At 54.8% G+C, this 18,227-nt stretch carries 17 protein-coding genes; 14 read left to right on the top strand and 3 right to left on the bottom strand.

Features of this window, described 5'->3' with window-relative positions; genetic code table 11:
* Window positions 1-4 precede the first annotated feature (4 nt).
* From B9Z46_RS06570 to B9Z46_RS06560, 3 genes are all read left to right on the top strand, one after another.
* Window positions 5-709, top strand: coding sequence for a succinate dehydrogenase iron-sulfur subunit (locus B9Z46_RS06570; protein WP_108255083.1), 705 nt, complete (start codon window positions 5-7; stop codon window positions 707-709).
* Window positions 710-737: 28 nt separating this feature from the next.
* Window positions 738-1,028 carry a succinate dehydrogenase assembly factor 2 gene (locus tag B9Z46_RS06565; protein WP_055361288.1) on the top strand — a complete coding sequence of 97 codons (291 nt, stop codon included), beginning with the start codon at window positions 738-740 and terminating at the stop codon, window positions 1,026-1,028.
* 65 nt (window positions 1,029-1,093) lie between these two features.
* Complete coding sequence (locus B9Z46_RS06560; RefSeq protein WP_108255081.1) at window positions 1,094-2,398, top strand: citrate synthase; 1,305 nt, start codon at window positions 1,094-1,096, stop codon at window positions 2,396-2,398.
* 76 nt (window positions 2,399-2,474) lie between these two features.
* Here B9Z46_RS06560 and pntB read toward each other — a convergent pair whose 3' ends face one another.
* Both pntB and B9Z46_RS06550 read right to left on the bottom strand, forming a co-directional pair.
* On the bottom strand, window positions 2,475-3,896 hold the full coding sequence (gene pntB, locus B9Z46_RS06555) for a Re/Si-specific NAD(P)(+) transhydrogenase subunit beta (protein WP_108255079.1): 1,422 nt from the start codon (window positions 3,894-3,896) through the stop codon (window positions 2,475-2,477).
* A gap of 17 nt (window positions 3,897-3,913) precedes the next feature.
* Window positions 3,914-5,545, bottom strand: coding sequence for a Re/Si-specific NAD(P)(+) transhydrogenase subunit alpha (locus tag B9Z46_RS06550; protein WP_108255077.1), 1,632 nt, complete (start codon window positions 5,543-5,545; stop codon window positions 3,914-3,916).
* 169 nt (window positions 5,546-5,714) lie between these two features.
* Here B9Z46_RS06550 and leuC point away from each other — a divergent pair, with 169 nt between their 5' ends.
* From leuC to accD, 10 genes are all read left to right on the top strand, one after another.
* Window positions 5,715-7,136, top strand: a complete 1,422-nt coding sequence (gene leuC / locus B9Z46_RS06545) for a 3-isopropylmalate dehydratase large subunit (protein ID WP_108255075.1) — start codon at window positions 5,715-5,717, stop codon at window positions 7,134-7,136.
* A 46-nt stretch (window positions 7,137-7,182) separates the two neighbouring features.
* Window positions 7,183-7,827 (top strand): 3-isopropylmalate dehydratase small subunit, encoded by a 645-nt coding sequence (leuD, locus tag B9Z46_RS06540; protein WP_055361292.1) that lies wholly within the window; start codon window positions 7,183-7,185, stop codon window positions 7,825-7,827.
* A gap of 37 nt (window positions 7,828-7,864) precedes the next feature.
* A complete protein-coding gene (gene leuB, locus B9Z46_RS06535; protein WP_108255073.1) occupies window positions 7,865-8,950 on the top strand; it encodes a 3-isopropylmalate dehydrogenase in 1,086 nt (361 codons plus the stop codon).
* A gap of 73 nt (window positions 8,951-9,023) precedes the next feature.
* Window positions 9,024-10,151, top strand: coding sequence for an aspartate-semialdehyde dehydrogenase (gene asd / locus B9Z46_RS06530; protein ID WP_108255071.1), 1,128 nt, complete (start codon window positions 9,024-9,026; stop codon window positions 10,149-10,151).
* 11 nt (window positions 10,152-10,162) lie between these two features.
* Entirely contained in the window at window positions 10,163-11,509 is a 1,347-nt protein-coding gene (locus B9Z46_RS06525) for a FimV family protein (protein WP_158268406.1), read from the top strand.
* Window positions 11,506-12,288 (top strand): tRNA pseudouridine(38-40) synthase TruA, encoded by a 783-nt coding sequence (gene truA / locus B9Z46_RS06520; RefSeq protein ID WP_108255067.1) that lies wholly within the window; start codon window positions 11,506-11,508, stop codon window positions 12,286-12,288. The genes B9Z46_RS06525 and truA overlap by 4 nt, the downstream gene beginning before the upstream one ends.
* Complete coding sequence (locus tag B9Z46_RS06515; protein ID WP_108255065.1) at window positions 12,285-12,968, top strand: phosphoribosylanthranilate isomerase; 684 nt, start codon at window positions 12,285-12,287, stop codon at window positions 12,966-12,968. The genes truA and B9Z46_RS06515 overlap by 4 nt, the downstream gene beginning before the upstream one ends.
* A gap of 4 nt (window positions 12,969-12,972) precedes the next feature.
* Window positions 12,973-14,268 carry a tryptophan synthase subunit beta gene (gene trpB / locus B9Z46_RS06510; RefSeq protein ID WP_108255774.1) on the top strand — a complete coding sequence of 432 codons (1,296 nt, stop codon included), beginning with the start codon at window positions 12,973-12,975 and terminating at the stop codon, window positions 14,266-14,268.
* Window positions 14,265-15,074, top strand: coding sequence for a tryptophan synthase subunit alpha (gene trpA, locus B9Z46_RS06505; protein ID WP_108255063.1), 810 nt, complete (start codon window positions 14,265-14,267; stop codon window positions 15,072-15,074). Before trpB ends, trpA begins: the two co-directional genes overlap by 4 nt.
* A 22-nt stretch (window positions 15,075-15,096) precedes the next feature.
* On the top strand, window positions 15,097-15,969 hold the full coding sequence (gene accD / locus B9Z46_RS06500; protein WP_108255061.1) for an acetyl-CoA carboxylase, carboxyltransferase subunit beta: 873 nt from the start codon (window positions 15,097-15,099) through the stop codon (window positions 15,967-15,969).
* A gap of 35 nt (window positions 15,970-16,004) precedes the next feature.
* On the opposite strand, the gene B9Z46_RS06495 is transcribed toward accD, so the two are convergent.
* On the bottom strand, window positions 16,005-16,550 hold the full coding sequence (locus B9Z46_RS06495) for a YggT family protein (RefSeq protein WP_108255059.1): 546 nt from the start codon (window positions 16,548-16,550) through the stop codon (window positions 16,005-16,007).
* A 118-nt stretch (window positions 16,551-16,668) separates the two neighbouring features.
* Between B9Z46_RS06495 and lysS the strand changes: the two genes are divergently transcribed.
* Window positions 16,669-18,219, top strand: coding sequence for a lysine--tRNA ligase (lysS, locus tag B9Z46_RS06490; protein ID WP_108255057.1), 1,551 nt, complete (start codon window positions 16,669-16,671; stop codon window positions 18,217-18,219).
* The last annotated feature ends 8 nt before the right edge of the window (window positions 18,220-18,227 follow it).

Here is an 18,227-nt window from a genome sequence, read left to right as displayed (position 1 = left end):
AATCATGACTCTACGTACATTTGAAATCTATCGTTACGATCCTGACAAGGATGCCAAGCCCTACATGCAAACCATTCAAGTTGAATTGGATGGCCACGAGCGCATGTTGCTTGACGCTTTGATGAAGCTGAAAAAAGTAGACCCCTCTTTGTCCTTCCGCCGCTCATGCCGCGAAGGTGTGTGTGGCTCTGACGCCATGAACATCAATGGCAAAAATGGTTTGGCTTGCCTCACCAACATGTTGACATTGCCCGGCAAGATTGTTTTGAAACCTCTGCCAGGCCTGCCCGTTGTGCGCGACTTGATCGTTGACATGACGCAGTTCTTCAAGCAATACAACTCTATCAAGCCCTACTTGATCAACGACACCATTCCGCCTGAAAAAGAGCGTCTGCAAAGCCCTGAAGAGCGCGAAGAACTCAATGGCTTGTACGAATGCATTTTGTGCGCAAGCTGCTCTACTTCTTGCCCCAGCTTCTGGTGGAATCCGGACAAATTTGTCGGCCCCGCTGGCTTGTTGCAGGCTTATCGTTTCTTGGCTGACAGCCGCGACCAAGGCACAGCAGAGCGCCTAGACAATTTAGAAGACCCTTATCGCTTGTTCCGATGCCACACCATCATGAACTGCGTGGACGTGTGCCCTAAGAGCCTCAACCCCACCAAAGCGATTGGCAAGATCAAAGAGATGATGGTGCGTCGCGCCGTCTAATTTGAAAGCACTGCTAAGTCCAAACTTTATGGGAGATGAACTGCTTGATGGATTAGATCGCCACACCCCTCTGGGTGAGCGCGCTTTAAGTAAACTTCGTTGGCGTTGCCGACGCGGCTTGTTGGAAAACGATCTTTTCATTGAACGGTTCTTCAATCGCCATGCCTCCCACTTGACCGTGGGTCAAGCCAGGGGCATGTATGTACTGATGGACTTGTCGGACAACGACTTGATGGATTTGCTCATGAAGCGCAAGTCCCTTGAGCCTGAAATGGCAACAGAAGAAGTCAGCGAAGCGCTGAACATGCTGATGGCATAAAGATTGCAAGGCATTATTGCAATCACGCAAATTTGAATTGAATGATGACTAGAGGAAATTGAATCATGAAACTTGCTGACAACAAAGCAACCCTGTCTTTCAGTAACGGCAGCCCCAGCATTGAGATGCCCGTCTACAGCGGCAACATCGGTCCTGATGTGATCGACATTCGCAAGCTTTATGGCCAAAGCGGCATGTTCACCTACGACCCCGGCTTCTTGTCGACCGCCTCTTGCCAATCTAGCATCACCTACATCGACGGCGATAAGGGCGAATTGCTTTATCGTGGCTACCCCATCGAGCAATTGGCCAACCATGGCGACTATTTGGACACCTGCTATTTGCTTTTGAAAGGCGACTTGCCAGACGCCAAGCAGAGCACCGACTTCCACAAGCTGGTCAACAACCACACCATGGTCAACGAGCAGATGCAATTCTTCTTGCGCGGTTTCCGCCGAGATGCGCACCCCATGGCCGTCTTGACTGGCTTGGTTGGCGCTTTGTCTGCTTTCTATCATGACAGCACAGACATCAACAACCCAGAGCATCGCGAAATTGCGGCGATTCGCTTGATCGCCAAGATGCCAACTTTGGTGGCGATGGCTTACAAATACGGCGTGGGTCAGCCCTTCATGTACCCCCAAAACAACTTGTCCTACTCAGGCAACTTCCTGCGCATGATGTTTGGTGTGCCTTGCGAAGACTATGTGGTCAACCCAGTGCTCGAACGCGCTTTAGACCGCATCTTCATCTTGCACGCAGATCACGAGCAAAACGCGTCCACCTCTACAGTGCGTTTGTGTGGCTCTTCAGGCACGAACCCCTTTGCTGCCATTGCAGCTGGCGTGGCTTGCCTCTGGGGCCCTGCACACGGCGGCGCCAACGAAGCTTGCTTGAACATGCTCGATGACATCCAAAAAATGGGCGGCATATCCAAAGTGGGCGAGTTCATGGAACAAGTCAAAGACAAAAACTCTGGCGTCAAGCTGATGGGCTTTGGTCACCGCGTTTACAAAAACTACGACCCCCGCGCCAAATTGATGCAAGAGACTTGCAACGAGGTCTTGGCAGAACTGGGCTTGGAAAACGACCCCTTGTTCAAGTTGGCCAAGCAAGTCGAAAAGATCGCTTTGGAAGACGACTACTTTGTGTCTCGCAAGTTGTACCCCAATGTCGACTTCTACTCTGGCATCGTGCAACGCGCCATCGGCATTCCAGTGAACTTGTTCACCGGCGTGTTCGCACTGGCTCGCACAGTGGGCTGGATTGCTCAACTGAATGAAATGATCGGTGACCCCGAGTACAAAATCGGCCGTCCCCGTCAATTGTTTACCGGCTCACCCCGCCGTAACGTGCCTGGCGCTAAATAAGCCGAGTGCCTCGCAAAAAAGCCCGCGTGATCCGCGGGCTTTTTTTTATCTGCTCAAACTGATGAATGATGAAGTTTTAACTCTTGAGAGAAACCAGAACTTCGTCCAGCATCTTCTTCGCATCGCCAAACAACATGCGGTTGTTGTCTTTGTAAAAGAGTGGGTTGTCCACACCTGCATAGCCACTGGCCATTGAGCGTTTCATCACAATGCTGGTGCGCGCTTTCCAAACTTCAAGCACTGGCATACCCGCAATGGGGCTTGTTGGATCGTCTTGGGCCGCTGGGTTCACGATGTCATTGGCACCAATCACGATGGCAACATCAGTGTCGGGGAAGTCTTCGTTCAGCTCATCCATTTCCAAGACGATGTCGTAAGGCACTTTGGCTTCAGCCAACAGCACGTTCATGTGCCCCGGCATACGACCCGCAACAGGGTGGATACCGAAGCGAACATTGACGCCTTTTTCGCGCAGGGTTCGGGTGATTTCAAAGACGGTGTGCTGTGCTTGCGCCACAGCCATGCCGTATCCCGGCACAATGATCACGTTCTTGGCATCGCGCAACAACTCTGCCGTCTCGGCCGCCAAGATGGGACTCACCTCACCCTGCGGCTCGGCACTTGCACCTTCAGCAGGCTTGGGGGCTGCAGCGGTGGTACCAAAACCACCGGCAATCACACTGATGAAACTGCGGTTCATGGCGTTGCACATGATGTAAGACAGGATGGCACCGCTGGAGCCCACCAAGGCACCCACTACGATCAACAAATCGTTGTTCAACATGAAGCCTGTGGCAGCAGCGGCCCAGCCTGAGTAACTGTTCAACATGGAAACCACCACCGGCATGTCGGCGCCACCAATGGCCATCACCATGTGAATGCCAAACAAAAGCGCAATGGCGCTCATCACAAACAGCGGCATCATGCCTTGTTCGATGGTCTCCGCTTGCAAGAACAAGCGACCAAAGTAAACCACCGCCAGCAAACCTGCCAAATTGATCCAATGACGGGCGGGGAGCAGCAAAGGACTGCCACCGATGCGACCTGACAACTTGCCAAATGCCGCCACCGAACCAGAGAAAGTGACCGCACCGATGAAGATGCCGATGTAGATTTCCATGGCGTGGATGGTGTGCGCTGCACCCTCAAAACCTTTGGTGGCCTCGGGGTCGACGAAGGTGGCATAGCCCACCAATACCGCGGCCATACCGACCATGCTGTGCATGAGCGCGACCAACTCGGGCATTTGCGTCATTTGTACTGCACGTGCAGCGTACAAACCAATGGCGCCACCAATCACCAAACTGCCCACAATCCAAGGCGTACCCGCGCTTGTCACTTGAGGGCCCAAGACAGTGGCCAACACGGCCAAGGTCATGCCGACCATGCCGTAGAGGTTGCCACGGCGAGCGGTTTCTTGGTTGGACAATCCGCCCAAGCTGAGGATGAAGAGAATGGTGGCGCCGATGTACGCCACCGTAGACAAGTTAGAGGTCATGAATTACTTCTTCCTGATTATTTTCTGAACATCGCCAGCATGCGCTGAGTGACAGCAAAGCCGCCAAACATGTTGATGGCGGTGAGCACCAAGGCGAGCGAAGCCAACACAATGATCAGCGTGTTGGGGCGTGCAGCTGCATTGGCCATGGGTGAGATTTGCACCAGTGCGCCAATGGCAATGATGGAGCTGATGGCATTGGTCACACTCATGAGGGGTGTGTGCAGGGCAGGCTTGACATTCCAAACCACCATGTAGCCCACAAAGCAGGCCAACACAAACACCGTAAAGTGCGACAGGAACGCAGTCGGCGCATAAAGGCCCACCAGGACAAACAAGACCGCAGCGATGCCCGCCACGATGGCCAGTTGACCAGCAGGCATGGGGCCAGAAGGTTCGCCATGGCCATGGCCTTTTTTGGCGACGGAAGCTGCAACTGGTTTTGGCGCAGGTTTGGCAGCAACCACCAAAGGCGGTGCTGGCCACGTGATGGTGCCCTCTTTGATGACCGTGAGTCCGCGAATGGCATCGTCTTCCATGTTGACGTTGATCACGCCATCTTTGGTTTTGCAGAGCTCTTCAGTTAAGCGAAACAGGTTGGTGCCATAAAGCGTAGACGACTGGCGCGCCATGCGAGATGCCAAGTCGGTGTAACCCACAATGGTGACACCGTGCTTGACCACTGCTTTGCCTGGCTCGGTCAGCTCGCAGTTGCCGCCTTGCTCGGCGGCCATGTCCACAATCACGCTGCCGGGCTTCATGTTGCGTACCATCTCAGCCGTGATCAGCTTGGGGGCTGGTTTGCCGGGAATGAGTGCGGTGGTGATGATGATGTCGCATTCTTTGGCTTGCTGCGCATACATCTCGCGCTGCGCCGCTTGAAAGCCCTCGCTCATGACTTTGGCATAACCGCCACCGCCAGAGCCTTCCTCCTCAAAGTTCACTTTGACGAACTCGCCACCTAGCGAAACCACTTGGTCGGCCACTTCGGCACGCGTGTCGTTGGCGCGAACGATGGCGCCCAAGCTGGCCGCGGCACCAATGGCTGCCAAACCCGCAACGCCAGCACCGGCAATGAACACCTTGGCTGGCGGCACTTTGCCCGCAGCCGTAATTTGGCCGTTGAAGAAGCGACCAAAAGCACCTGCCGCCTCGACCACAGCGCGGTAGCCACTCACACCGGCCATGGAGGTCAGTGCGTCCATTTTTTGGGCACGGCTGAGAGTTCGTGGCAGCGCGTCAATGGACAAGGCAGTGACTTTTTTGGCCGCCAGTTGCTGCATCAAATCGGGGTTTTGAGCAGGCCACAAGAAACCAATGAGGGTCTGGCCTTCGTGCATGAGGGCAACTTCCTCGGCCGTCGGTGCACGAACTTTGAAGACGATGTCGCTGCTGCTCCAAAGCGCCTCAGCGCTGGGCGCAATGCTTGCACCAGCTTGCTCGTAGGCTTGATCAGACAGGTCGGCCAGTTCTCCTGCACCTTTTTCGACGGCGACTGAAAAGCCCAGCTTGATCAGCTTGGTGACCACATCAGGTACGGTGGCAACGCGCTTTTCGCCAGGAAATACCTCTTTGGGTACGCCAATGCGTTGTGGACTAGAGGCCGCTTTGCCGTCTAAAACATTGTCACTTGGGTGGACAGTCGTCATGGAAAAGTCTCAATAAAAGTTAACTGATGTAGCTGGCTTGCGCTTCTAGGACCGGCTGTTCGACACTATAGCTTTTCAAGACGCAATTCCATCGATCCTACCCTGCAAATACAGCGCGGGCAATATGCGTAATCAGCTTAAAATGCGGGGCTTGACCCTAGGAAGCACCATGTCACGTACGCTTTACGACAAAATTTGGGACGAACACGTCGTCCACACCGAAGAAGACGGCACCTCCGTCTTGTACATCGACCGTCACTTGGTGCATGAAGTCACCAGCCCCCAAGCCTTCGAAGGCTTACGCCAAGCGGGACGCAAAGTCTGGCGCGTCAGCTCCATTGTGGCCACGGCTGACCACAATACCCCCACAACTGGTTGGGAGTTAGGCTACGACGGCATCACCGACCCCATCAGCAAAGAACAAATTACCACCCTGGACAGCAACATTGCTGAATTTGGTTCCGCGGCATTTTTCCCCTTCATGTCCAAACGCCAAGGCATTGTTCACGTCATTGGCCCGGAAAATGGTGCCACCCTCCCCGGCATGACGGTGGTTTGCGGCGACTCCCATACGTCCACACACGGCGCTTTTGGCGCCTTGGCCCACGGCATTGGCACCAGCGAAGTTGAGCACGTCATGGCCACTCAAACTTTGTTGGCCAAAAAAGCCAAAAATATGCTGGTGAAGGTCGAAGGCACAGTTGCCAAAGGCATTACGGGCAAAGACATTGTGCTGGCCATCATCGGCAAAATCGGCACAGCCGGCGGTACGGGCTACACCATTGAGTTTGGTGGCTCGGCCATTCGTGCGCTGTCCATGGAAGGTCGCATGACCGTCTGCAACATGGCCATTGAAGCTGGCGCACGCGCTGGCTTGGTGGCCGTTGACGAAAAAACCATCGAGTACGTCAAAGGTCGCTTGTTGTCTCCCACCGGTGTGGAATGGGATCATGCGGTCACTTATTGGAAAACCCTGCAATCCGACGCCGGCGCTCATTTTGATGCCGTGGTTGAAATCAACGCTGCCGATATCGTGCCGCAAGTCACTTGGGGCACCTCACCTGAAATGGTGTTGGGTATCAACGGCACCGTGCCCGATCCCGACAAAGAAAAAGACGCCAACAAACGCGGCGCCATTGAACGCGCCCTCACGTACATGGGCCTTGAACCCGGCAAAGCGCTGAACGACATTTTTGTTGACAAAGTTTTCATTGGTTCTTGCACCAACAGCCGCATTGAAGACATGCGTGAAGCGGCAGCTGTGGTCAAAAACTTGGGCCAAAAAGTTTCCAAAACCGTCAAGTTGGCCATGGTGGTGCCGGGTTCTGGTTTGGTCAAAGAACAGGCCGAGCGCGAAGGGCTGCACGAGATTTTCAAAGCCGCTGGTTTTGAATGGCGTGAGCCAGGTTGCTCGATGTGCTTGGCCATGAATGCCGACCGCTTAGAGCCCGGCGAGCGTTGCGCCAGCACCAGCAATCGCAACTTCGAAGGCCGTCAAGGTGCAGGCGGACGCACGCATTTGGTCAGCCCTGCCATGGCAGCCGCAGCTGCCATTCATGGTCATTTTGTGGACATTCGTCAATTTGCTTAAGTGCATTTGAGAACGAAGCACTCACACAGTCGATCAAGGAATACACATGCAAAAATTTACAGTTCACAAAGGTCTTGTGGCACCCATGGACCGGGAGAACGTCGACACCGACGCCATCATTCCCAAACAATTTCTCAAGTCCATCCGCAAGACTGGCTTTGGCCCCAACTTGTTTGATGAATGGCGATATCTGGATGCGGGCTACCCTGGCCAAGACCCCACAAGCCGCAAACCCAATCCCGATTTCGTATTGAACCAATCACGCTACCAAGGTGCGTCCATTTTGTTGGCTCGCAAAAACTTTGGCTGCGGCTCATCACGTGAGCACGCCCCTTGGGCCATTGACCAATACGGCTTCCGTGCGGTCATTGCCCCTAGCTTCGCCGACATCTTTTTCAACAACTGTTTCAAAAATGGCTTGTTGCCCATCGTCTTGCCCGAAAACGTGGTGGCCAAATTGTTTGACGAAGTGGCTGCCTTCCCCGGCTACCAACTCACCATTGATTTAGAGCGCCAAGTGGTGCTTCGTCCCCAAGGCGAGGAAATCCCTTTTGACGTCCAAGCCTTCCGCAAATACTGCCTGATGAACGGCTTGGACGACATTGGCTTGACCTTGCGCTACGCAGACAAAATCAAAGCCTATGAAGCCGAACGCTTGGCCACCAAGCCTTGGTTAGCCCACGTCGCCTAAAAACGTCACAACTCCATCGTTTGAGAAAAGAATCATCATGAAAATCGCAGTTCTGCCGGGTGACGGCATTGGTACCGAAATCGTGGCAGAAGCCGTCAAGGTTTTGAACGTCCTCGACTTGAAATTCGAAATGGAAGAAGCCTTGGTGGGCGGCGCTGCTTACGAAGCTCACGGCCACCCTTTGCCAGAGGCCACCTTGAAACTGGCCAAAGAATCCGATGCGGTTTTGTTTGGCGCGGTGGGCGACTGGAAATACGACAAACTCGACCGACCTTTACGCCCCGAACAAGCCATCCTGGGCTTGCGCAAAAACTTGGGCCTGTTTGCCAACTTCCGCCCCGCCATTTGCTACGAGCAATTGGTCAGTGCCTCCAGCCTCAAGCCCGAACTCATTTCGGGCCTCGACATCCTTATCATTCGTGAACTGACCGGCGACATCTACTTTGGTCAACCTCGCGGCCGCCGTATTGCCACAGACGGTCACTTCCCAGGTGCCGAAGAAGCCTTCGACACCATGCGCTACTCGCGCCCCGAAATTGAACGCATTGCCCACGTGGCCTTCCAAGCCGCTCGCAAACGCAGCAAAAAAGTCACCAGCGTCGACAAGGCCAATGTGCTTGAGACTTTCCAATTCTGGAAAGACGTGGTCACCGACGTTCACAAAGAATACCCAGACGTCGAACTGGAGCATATGTACGTGGACAATGCCGCCATGCAATTGGTCAAGGCGCCTAAGAAATTCGACGTGGTGGTCACAGGCAACATGTTTGGCGACATTTTGTCCGACGAAGCTTCCATGCTGACCGGTTCTATCGGCATGCTGCCCTCGGCCAGTCTGAACAGCCAAAACCAAGGCCTGTATGAGCCAAGCCACGGCAGTGCCCCTGACATTGCGGGTCAGGGTATTGCAAACCCATTGGCTACAATACTGTCAGCTGCCATGATGCTCCGTTTTTCACTGAACCAAGCCGAATCTGCCGATCGCATTGAGACGGCTGTGAAGTCTGTTTTGGCTTCCGGTTTGCGGACGGTCGACATCTGGTCTGAAGGCACACAAAAGGTCAGCACCCGCGAAATGGGCGAAGCCGTTGTGAAAGCCATTACGAAAACGACAAAGAGCTAACAGCTCACAACTCGTCATGCCCTTCCGGCTCGACGAGTCGGAATCTCAAAATTAACATTGAAAGGGTGATGACATGAAATTGGTAGGACTTGTAGGCTGGCGCGGCATGGTCGGTTCCGTCTTGATGGACCGCATGCAAGCCGAGGGCGACTTTGGTTTGATTGAACCTTTGTTCTTCTCCACCTCCAACTCTGGCGGCAAAGCGCCCGCCATGGCCAAAAACGAAACGACGCTGCAAGATGCTTTCAACATCGATGCCTTGAAGCGTTGCGACATCATCATCACGGCCCAAGGTGGCGACTACACCACCGAAGTGTTCCCCAAGTTGCGCGCCGCAGGTTGGAACGGTCATTGGATTGATGCCGCTTCCACACTGCGCATGGAAAAAGATGCCGTGATCATTTTGGATCCGGTCAACATGCCCGTCATTCAATCTGCCCTGAAAAACGGTGGCAAGAATTGGGTCGGCGGCAATTGCACCGTCAGCTGTATGTTGATGGGCGTGGGCGCTTTGTACAAGGCCGGATTGGTCGAGTGGATGAGCACCCAAACGTACCAAGCAGCCTCTGGCGGCGGCGCGCAGCACATGCGCGAGTTGCTCACGCAGTACGGCACCTTGAATTCTGAGGTCAAGGCTTTACTCGACGATCCCAAGAGCGCCATCTTGGAGATCGATCGCAAAGTTATCGCCAAGCAACGCGCCCTCACCGGCGCCGAAACAGCCAACTTTGGTGTGCCGCTGGGCGGCTCGCTCATTCCTTGGATCGACAAAGATCTGGGCAATGGCATGTCCAAAGAAGAGTGGAAAGGCATGGCCGAGACCAACAAAATTTTGGGTCAAGGCGAAGGCTTCAATGCGCCAGCAGTTCCTGTCGATGGCTTCTGCGTTCGTGTGGGCGCTATGCGCTGCCACAGCCAGGCACTCACCTTCAAATTGAAAAAAGACGTGCCCGTGGCCGACATTGAAGCCATGATCGCTGCCGACAACCAGTGGGTCAAAGTGGTTCCCAACACACGTGAAGCCACATTGAAAGACCTCACACCTGTTGCTGTGACAGGCACCATGACCATTCCAGTGGGCCGCATTCGCAAACTGGCCATGGGCCCAGAGTATGTTGGTGCCTTCACCATTGGCGATCAATTGCTATGGGGCGCTGCCGAGCCACTGCGTCGCATGCTGCGCATTTTGCTGGACGCCTAACCAAGGCCCCCATGCCAAGTCCCCGCACCCTTCTTGCCGGCATCATCAGCGCCTTGGGCGTGTGCTTGAGCGCGCATGCCCTGACGCTGGCCGGCATTGAGGTGCAATCGTTCAAAGGTGAGCCCTTGCGCGCCGAAATCGGCGTGGCCAGTGCCACTGCCGAAGAATGGGGCCAACTGAGTGTCAAAATTGCGCCAGCAGAGCGGTTTGCCCAACTGGGACTGATCTACTCACCTGCAGTGGGTCAATTGCAAGCTGAGCCCTACGAAACACGCGATGGTACGCAGCGCATTCGCATTACAGGTCCCCAAAGTTTTTCGGACAACTTTGTCGATCTTCTGATTGAAGCCCAAACAGCTTCTGGCAAATGGGTCAAGGCCTTCACATTGATGTTGAAGCCTGCGCCCAGCAAATCAGAAACGCCCATACAACTGGCCACGGCAGCAAGCGCAATGGCCAAACCAGCCACTGCCGCACCCACAGAGCACGTGGTGCAAAAGGGAGAAAGCGCCAGCCAAATTATTCAGCAATGGCTGACCGAAGACATGAGCACTCAGCAAATGCTGGTGGCCTTACTCAAAAGCCAACCCGACGCCTTCATCGAAGGCAACGTCAACTTGCTGCGAGCGGGTGCTGTGCTCAAAGCACCCTCAGCGACAGCTGTTCACGCCATTGATGCCAATGAAGCGCGACAATTTTTGGTCACGCAGCAAAAAGAGTTTCTGGCCTTTTCACAAGCCGCTGCACAAAGCACGCAATTGATCAAAGGCCAAGCACCTTCACGACAAATGTCTGGCAAAGTGGGCCAAGAAGAAGCCGCGCTCAAAGCAGCCGAAGCCACCATCGATCAGTTGAAGCTGACGCAGGCCAAAATTGAAAAGCAAAATGCTGAAACACGATTGGCAACACAACGTGCTTTACAAGATGCACAAAAGCAGTTGGCAACTTTGCAAAGCAATGTGGATCAATTGGTTCAACTGACAGCCCCTGCCCCCATCACCGTTGGCCCTGCCGCACCCCAACGTGCTGCCAGCGATGCCGCCATGGGCTGGCTGAACTTAAATCGCTTATTGGACGCGCCCCATCAAAACGCCTACTTGTGGGCTGCATTGACTTTGCTCGGCGTGTTGGCAGTTTGGGCAGGCTTGCGTGTTCAGGGTCGCCGTTCATCGCCCACGCTCAGCACCTTGATGCCCGCGGCTGACATGGCCACTGCGCCTACCGGCATCTCACCTGGCATCAAATTGGAATTGCCTGCAGACATTACTGCATTGGATTTAAACCTGAACCCAAGCACTCAGGTAGCCCAATCAACTGGGCACTTTCGATCGCCCACTACCACCGAGACACTTCAGTGAGAGTTGCGCTGGGCATCACCTACAACGGGCAGCCCTACCAGGGCTGGCAAAGCCAAAGCACTGGCCTGACCATCCAAGATAAATTGGAAAAGGCGCTCAAAGAATTCACCACTCAAAGAGTCACCACCTTGTGTGCGGGTCGAACCGATGCAGGCGTTCATGGCTTGATGCAAGTGGTTCACTTCGATACCCCACTAGAGCGCGACATGGGTTCTTGGGTGCGCGGCACCAACCGCTACTTGCCAGATGACATTTCAGTCCAGTGGGCGCAAGAAGTTCCAGCTGAATTTCATGCGCGCGGCAGCGCTTTGTCCCGAAGGTATGCCTACATCGTTTTAGAGTCGCCCGTTCGGCCCAGCTTGGAGTCTGGTCGCGCAGGGTGGGTCTACCGCGCTTTGGACGAGACGGCCATGCGCCAAGCCGCCCAATACTTGCTGGGTGAACACGACTTCTCCTCTTTCAGGGCAAGCAGTTGCCAGGCCTTGTCGCCCATCAAAACCATGCTGCGCGTGGACATACACAAGCACGGCCCTTACTGGCGCTTTGAATTTGAAGGCAACGCCTTCTTGCACCACATGATTCGCAACATCATGGGTTGCATGGTGACCATTGGCCAAGGCTTTCAGCCCCCCGAATGGATGGCACAAGTGATTGAAAGCAAACGCCGCGATGCCGCAGCGCCAACTTTCTCGCCAGATGGTTTGTACTTTCAAGGACCGGTGTACGACCCTCAATGGGGCTTGCCCACCGAGACACCGCCTTTTCATTGGCTGCCATGAGCTCAGACGCACACCCTACTTTTGTCAAAATTTGCGGTCTCACGCGCGAAGCCGATGTTTTAGATTCCGTGGCGGCGGGCGCCAATGCAATTGGATTTGTGATGTACCCCCCAAGTGCACGCTATGTTGCCCCCGAACGTGCAGGACAGTTGGCCAAATTACTGCCTTCTGATGTCACGCCCGTCCTGTTGTTTGTGAATGCCAGCCTAGAGGAAGTAGAGGCCGCCTGCCTGGCCGTGCCCAACGCTCTGCTTCAGTTTCATGGTGACGAATCCCCCTTTGAGTGCGACCGTTTGGCCCAAGCTGTGCAACGCCCCTACTGGCGCGCGGCCCGAATTCCCACCGACAACACCGCCTCCTTTGACTTGGTAAAATTCTGCCAAGATTACTCAAATGCCCAGGCCATCCTGCTCGACGCTCATGTTGACGGTTATGGCGGTGGCGGGAAAACATTCAATTGGTCACAGCTTCCTCCAAACGTCAACGCTCACCTCGTTTTGAGTGGTGGATTGACGCCTGCAAATGTGACCGATGGCATTCGCCAGCTTCGGCCCAAAGCCCTGTCTTTGGCCGTTGATGTCAGCTCGGGTGTCGAGCTTGAGGGCCACAAAGGCCTGAAAGATGCCCGAAAAATCCAAGAATTTGTGGCTGCCGTCAAAGCAGCCGATGCCATTGAGTAACAACATGTCCCATTACCAACAACCCGATGCCTCTGGCCACTTTGGCATTTTTGGCGGCAGCTTCGTCAGCGAAACCCTGACGCACGCTATCCTCGAATTGCGCGAGGCCTATGCCAAGTACCAAAACGATCCTGCGTTTTTGGCCGAGTTCCAATACGAATTGGCGCACTTTGTCGGCCGTCCCTCTCCCATCTATCACGCTGCTCGCATGAGCCGTGAAGTGGGTGGTGCACAAATCTATTTGAAGCGCGAAGACCTGAACCACACGGGCGCGCACAAAATCAACAACACCATAGGTCAAGCCATGTTGGCCAAGCGCATGGGCAAGCCGCGCATCATTGCCGAAACCGGCGCTGGCCAACACGGTGTGGCAACGGCCACCATCTGCGCGCGCTACGGACTTGAGTGCGTGGTGTACATGGGTGCCGAAGACGTCAAACGTCAAAGCCCCAATGTGTACCGCATGAAACTCTTGGGCGCTACTGTGGTGCCTGTGACATCAGGCAGCAAAACCCTGAAAGACGCCTTGAACGAAGCCATGCGCGACTGGGTGGCCAATGTCGACAACACCTTCTACATCATCGGTACCGTGGCCGGTCCACACCCCTACCCCATGATGGTTCGCGATTTCCAAAGCGTGATTGGTAACGAATGCCTTGAGCAAATGCCGACCCTTTTGGCGCAAACCGGTTTGCACAGCCAACAACCCGATGCCGTTATCGCGTGTGTGGGTGGCGGCTCCAACGCCATGGGTATTTTCTATCCCTACATCAACCACAAGAACACACGCCTCATTGGCGTGGAAGCGGCGGGTGAAGGCTTAGAAAGCGGCAAACACTCTGCCTCTTTGCAGCGCGGTAGCCCCGGTGTGTTGCACGGCAACCGCACCTACATCTTGCAAGACGACAACGGACAAATTACAGAAACGCACAGCATCAGCGCGGGCTTGGACTATCCAGGCGTGGGCCCTGAGCATGCCTTCCTGAAAGACATTGGCCGTGCTGAATACGTGGGCATCACCGACCAAGAAGCACTGGACGCGTTCCATTACTTGTGCCGCACCGAAGGCATCATCCCTGCCCTCGAGTCCAGTCATGCTGTGGCCTATGCCAAAAAATTGGCCGCTACCATGAAGCCCGATCAATCCATCTTGGTCAACTTATCAGGCCGTGGCGACAAAGACATCGGCACCGTGGCCGACCTGAGCCAAGCCGATTTCTACTGCCGCCCCAGCTGCCAAGGCCAAGGTGTCAAAGGTGGTTTGCCCATGGGCGAGCAATTTGTGAAAGTCGTCAAATGAGCCGCATTGAAGCCACCTTCGAACAACTGAAAGCCAAGGGTCGACAGGCCCTCATTCCGTACGTCACAGCGGGTTTTCCCTTTGCAGATGTCACACCCGAATTGATGCATGCCATGGTGGCAGCAGGCGCCGATGTCATTGAATTGGGTGTGCCTTTTAGCGACCCCTCAGCCGACGGCCCCGTCATTCAAAAAGCCGGCGACAAAGCCTTGGCGTTTGGCATTGGCACCACCCATGTCATTGACATGGTGAAAGCCTTTAGACAAACCAACACCACCACCCCCGTGGTGCTGATGGGCTATGCCAACCCCATTGAACGTTATGACCTGAAGCACGGCAAAGACGGCTTCATTCGTGACGCCTCAGAGGCTGGCATCGACGGCGTCTTGGTAGTGGACTATCCGCCCGAAGAATGCGTCGAATTTGCTGCCAAACTGCGCGCCCACAACATGGACCTGATTTTCTTGTTGGCCCCTACCAGCACCGATCAGCGCATGCAGCAAGTGGCCGACGTCGCCAGTGGCTACGTGTATTACGTGTCGCTTAAAGGCGTCACAGGCTCCGGCGCACTGAATACGGACGAAGTGGAAGCCATGTTGCCCCGCATTCGCCAAAAAGTCAGCATCCCAGTGGGCGTTGGTTTTGGCATTCGCGATGCCCAAACGGCTCAAACCATTGCCAAAGTGGCCGATGCCGTCGTGATTGGTAGCAAAATCATCCAGTTGATAGAAAATGAACCCCGCGATAAAGTCGCCGCTGTGGCTGGCGACTTTTTGCGTGGCATTCGCCAGGCCATGGACGCCTGAAACAACCCATAAGGACCTTGACATGAGTTGGCTCGAAAAACTGCTTCCCCCCAAAATTCTGCACACCGACCCGGCCGACCGCCGCAGCGTGCCAGAAGGCTTGTGGATCAAGTGCCCCCAGTGCGAATCCGTGCTCTATAAAACTGACTTGGAGCAAAACCAAAACGTTTGCCCCACCTGCAGCCACCACCACCGCATTGGCGCGCGCGCCCGTCTGAACAACTTTTTGGACAACGAAGGTCGCTATGAAATTGGCCAAGAAGTGGTGCCCGTCGACGCTTTGAAATTCAAAGACAGCCGCAAGTACCCCGAGCGCATCAAAGAAGCCATGAGCAACACCGGCGAAACCGACGCCTTGGTGGTCATGGGCGGCGCCATCCACAGCATCAACGTGGTGGCCGCCTGCTTTGAATTTGACTTCATGGGCGGCAGCATGGGCTCCGTGGTGGGCGAGCGTTTTGTACGTGGCGTTGAAACAGCCATTGAACAAAAAGTGCCCTTCATTTGCTTTACCGCCACGGGTGGCGCGCGCATGCAAGAGGGCTTGTTGTCCCTGATGCAAATGGCCAAAACCAATGCTGCACTCACCCGCCTGGCCAAAAAAGGTTTGCCTTACATCAGCGTACTCACCGACCCCACCATGGGTGGCGTGTCTGCTGGCTTTGCCTTCATGGGCGACGTCGTCATTGCCGAACCCAAGGCCCTGATTGGCTTTGCCGGCCCCCGCGTGATTGAAAGCACTGTGCGAGTCACCTTGCCAGAAGGTTTCCAACGGGCTGAGTTTTTGCAAGAAAAAGGCGCCATTGACTTCATCAGCGATCGCCGTGAATTGAAGATGACCATTGCCAACACATTGGCCATGCTGACACGCCAGTCAGCCGACGCGGTCAGCTAACCCTGTCCAGAAGCAGCGGACGCCGTCCGCTGCCCTTAAAACCCGCCATATTGCAAGCCAGCGAGCAACATGCCCGCAATTTGCAAAATGACCAACAGCACCAAAGGCGACAGGTCAATGCCACCGGGCTGAGGAATGGCGTTTCGAATGGGTGCCAACCAGGGCTCCACAATGCGTGACAACAGCATCATGCTGCCGCTGTTGGGTTGCACCCAAGACAGGATGGCGTACAACAATATGATGGCGCTCAAGCCAGAAACCAGCCAATGAAGCACGCCAAACAGGCTGGCAATCAAGACCCCGACAAAGGCTGCCTGAGTACCGCCCAAAACCCACATGATGGTCACGTGACTGAGTTTCATGAGCCATGCGGCCGCCAGACTGGAAGTGTCTAAGCGCCCCACAGCGGGCAGTACACGCCGGAGCGGCATCACCAGCCAATCCGTCACGGCAAAGACAAAGCGCCCAATGGGGTTCTGAAAAGGCAAACGCTGCCATTGCATCACCAAGCGCATCAAACATGCGCCGCCCACCAAACCAGTGGCCACATCCAAGATCAAATTGACAATTTGTAGAAACACAGCAGTCCTCCAAGTGTGTGGATGATAGCGTCAGCCCCAAGGAATCGTAAAATAACGGATTCGCGCTGACCTTCAGCGTTTTACGGGTTTTGAACACCCCCTTACCGAAGTGCACTTCATGTCAGACACGCCAGCAGAAAATCAAACCACCCCCGTCGTTGACGAGAACCAGCTGATTGCAGAACGTCGCAGCAAACTCAAAGCTCTGCGTGAAGCGCAAGCCCAAGGCAAAGGCGTGGCATTCCCCAATGACTTCAAACCTGAAGACCGTGCAGAGCCGCTCACATTGGCGCACGGCGAGAAAGCAGCTGAAGCATTGAAGGGCGAAGGCGTCACACCTGTGAAGGCCAAAATTGCTGGCCGCATGATGCTCAAACGCGTGATGGGAAAAGCCAGCTTTGCCACACTGCAAGATGCCACAGGTCGTTTTCAAATTTATGTCACGCGCGACGACATTGGCGAAGAAGCCTACAACGATTTCAAACACTGGGATTTGGGCGACATCGTGGCCGCTGAGGGCTTCTTGTTCAAAACCAAAATGGGCGAGCTGTCCTTGCATGCTACCAGTGTTCGCATGCTCACCAAGAGCTTGCGCCCTATGCCCGACAAGTTCCATGGTGTGGCCGACCAGGAAATCAAATACCGTCAACGCTATGTAGACTTGATGATGGACGAAGACGCGCGCAAACGCTTCACAGCGCGCAGTAAAGCCGTCAGTGGCATTCGTGACTTCATGGTCAAGCACAACTTTCTAGAAGTTGAAACGCCCATGCTGCACCCCATTCCTGGCGGTGCCAATGCACGTCCCTTTGCCACACACCACAACGCACTCGACCAAGAAATGTTCTTGCGCATTGCGCCAGAGTTGTATCTCAAGCGTTTGCTGGTGGGCGGTTTTGAGCGCGTGTTCGAAATCAACCGCAACTTCCGCAACGAAGGTATTTCCGTTCGCCACAACCCCGAATTCACCATGATGGAGTTCTATGCGGCGTATTGGAACTACCAAGACTTGATGGGCTTTACCGAAGAATTGATTCGCGATGCCGCCATGAATGCCGTGGGCCATTTGCAACTGAGCTATGCCGGCAAACCCGTCGACTTGGCCAAGCCATTTGCACGCCTCACCATCCGTGAAGCCATTGTGAAACACACAGAAGCTGGCGACAAAGTGGACGACGCGGCCTGGCTCATTCAGGCCCTGCAAAAGCTGGGCATGAGTGAAGCCAAGAACAACCTGTCTAAGAAATCATTGGCCGGTTTGCAGGTGTTGTACTTCGAAGAAACCGTGGAAGAAAAACTGTGGGAGCCCACGTTCATCATGGAGCACCCCACCGAAATTTCGCCCTTGGCGCGTGCCAACGATGAGCGCCCAGAAGTGACCGAGCGTTTTGAGCTCTACATCACAGGCCGTGAATTTGGCAACGGCTTCTCTGAGTTGAACGACGCCGAAGACCAAGTGGCGCGCTTCCAAGCACAAGTGGATGCCAAAGACAGCGGCGACGATGAGGCCATGTACTTTGACCACGACTTTGTGCGTGCCTTGGAATACGGCATGCCACCTGCTGGCGGTTGCGGCATTGGCATTGACCGCTTGATGATGCTGCTGACCGACAGCCCCAGTATTCGCGATGTGATTTTGTTCCCTGCACTCAAGCGAGAACAAGAATAAAAAGAGCG

Origin of the sequence: Limnohabitans sp. Hippo4 (genome assembly GCF_003063605.1) — a bacterium.
Lineage (GTDB): Bacteria > Pseudomonadota > Gammaproteobacteria > Burkholderiales > Burkholderiaceae_C > Limnohabitans_A.
The sequence above is the reverse complement of the archived record's forward strand: the minus strand, read 5'-3'. Positions and strand labels throughout refer to the sequence as shown.

Coding starts and splice junctions, on each gene's coding strand:
- B9Z46_RS06570 (WP_108255083.1), top strand. CDS start 5: ATGACTCTACGTACATTTGAAATCTATCGTTACGATCCTGACAAGGAT.
- B9Z46_RS06565 (WP_055361288.1), top strand. CDS start 738: ATGGGAGATGAACTGCTTGATGGATTAGATCGCCACACCCCTCTGGGT.
- B9Z46_RS06560 (WP_108255081.1), top strand. CDS start 1,094: ATGAAACTTGCTGACAACAAAGCAACCCTGTCTTTCAGTAACGGCAGC.
- pntB (WP_108255079.1), bottom strand. CDS start 3,896: ATGACCTCTAACTTGTCTACGGTGGCGTACATCGGCGCCACCATTCTC.
- B9Z46_RS06550 (WP_108255077.1), bottom strand. CDS start 5,545: ATGACGACTGTCCACCCAAGTGACAATGTTTTAGACGGCAAAGCGGCC.
- leuC (WP_108255075.1), top strand. CDS start 5,715: ATGTCACGTACGCTTTACGACAAAATTTGGGACGAACACGTCGTCCAC.
- leuD (WP_055361292.1), top strand. CDS start 7,183: ATGCAAAAATTTACAGTTCACAAAGGTCTTGTGGCACCCATGGACCGG.
- leuB (WP_108255073.1), top strand. CDS start 7,865: ATGAAAATCGCAGTTCTGCCGGGTGACGGCATTGGTACCGAAATCGTG.
- asd (WP_108255071.1), top strand. CDS start 9,024: ATGAAATTGGTAGGACTTGTAGGCTGGCGCGGCATGGTCGGTTCCGTC.
- B9Z46_RS06525 (WP_158268406.1), top strand. CDS start 10,163: ATGCCAAGTCCCCGCACCCTTCTTGCCGGCATCATCAGCGCCTTGGGC.
- B9Z46_RS06515 (WP_108255065.1), top strand. CDS start 12,285: ATGAGCTCAGACGCACACCCTACTTTTGTCAAAATTTGCGGTCTCACG.
- trpB (WP_108255774.1), top strand. CDS start 12,973: ATGTCCCATTACCAACAACCCGATGCCTCTGGCCACTTTGGCATTTTT.
- trpA (WP_108255063.1), top strand. CDS start 14,265: ATGAGCCGCATTGAAGCCACCTTCGAACAACTGAAAGCCAAGGGTCGA.
- accD (WP_108255061.1), top strand. CDS start 15,097: ATGAGTTGGCTCGAAAAACTGCTTCCCCCCAAAATTCTGCACACCGAC.
- lysS (WP_108255057.1), top strand. CDS start 16,669: ATGTCAGACACGCCAGCAGAAAATCAAACCACCCCCGTCGTTGACGAG.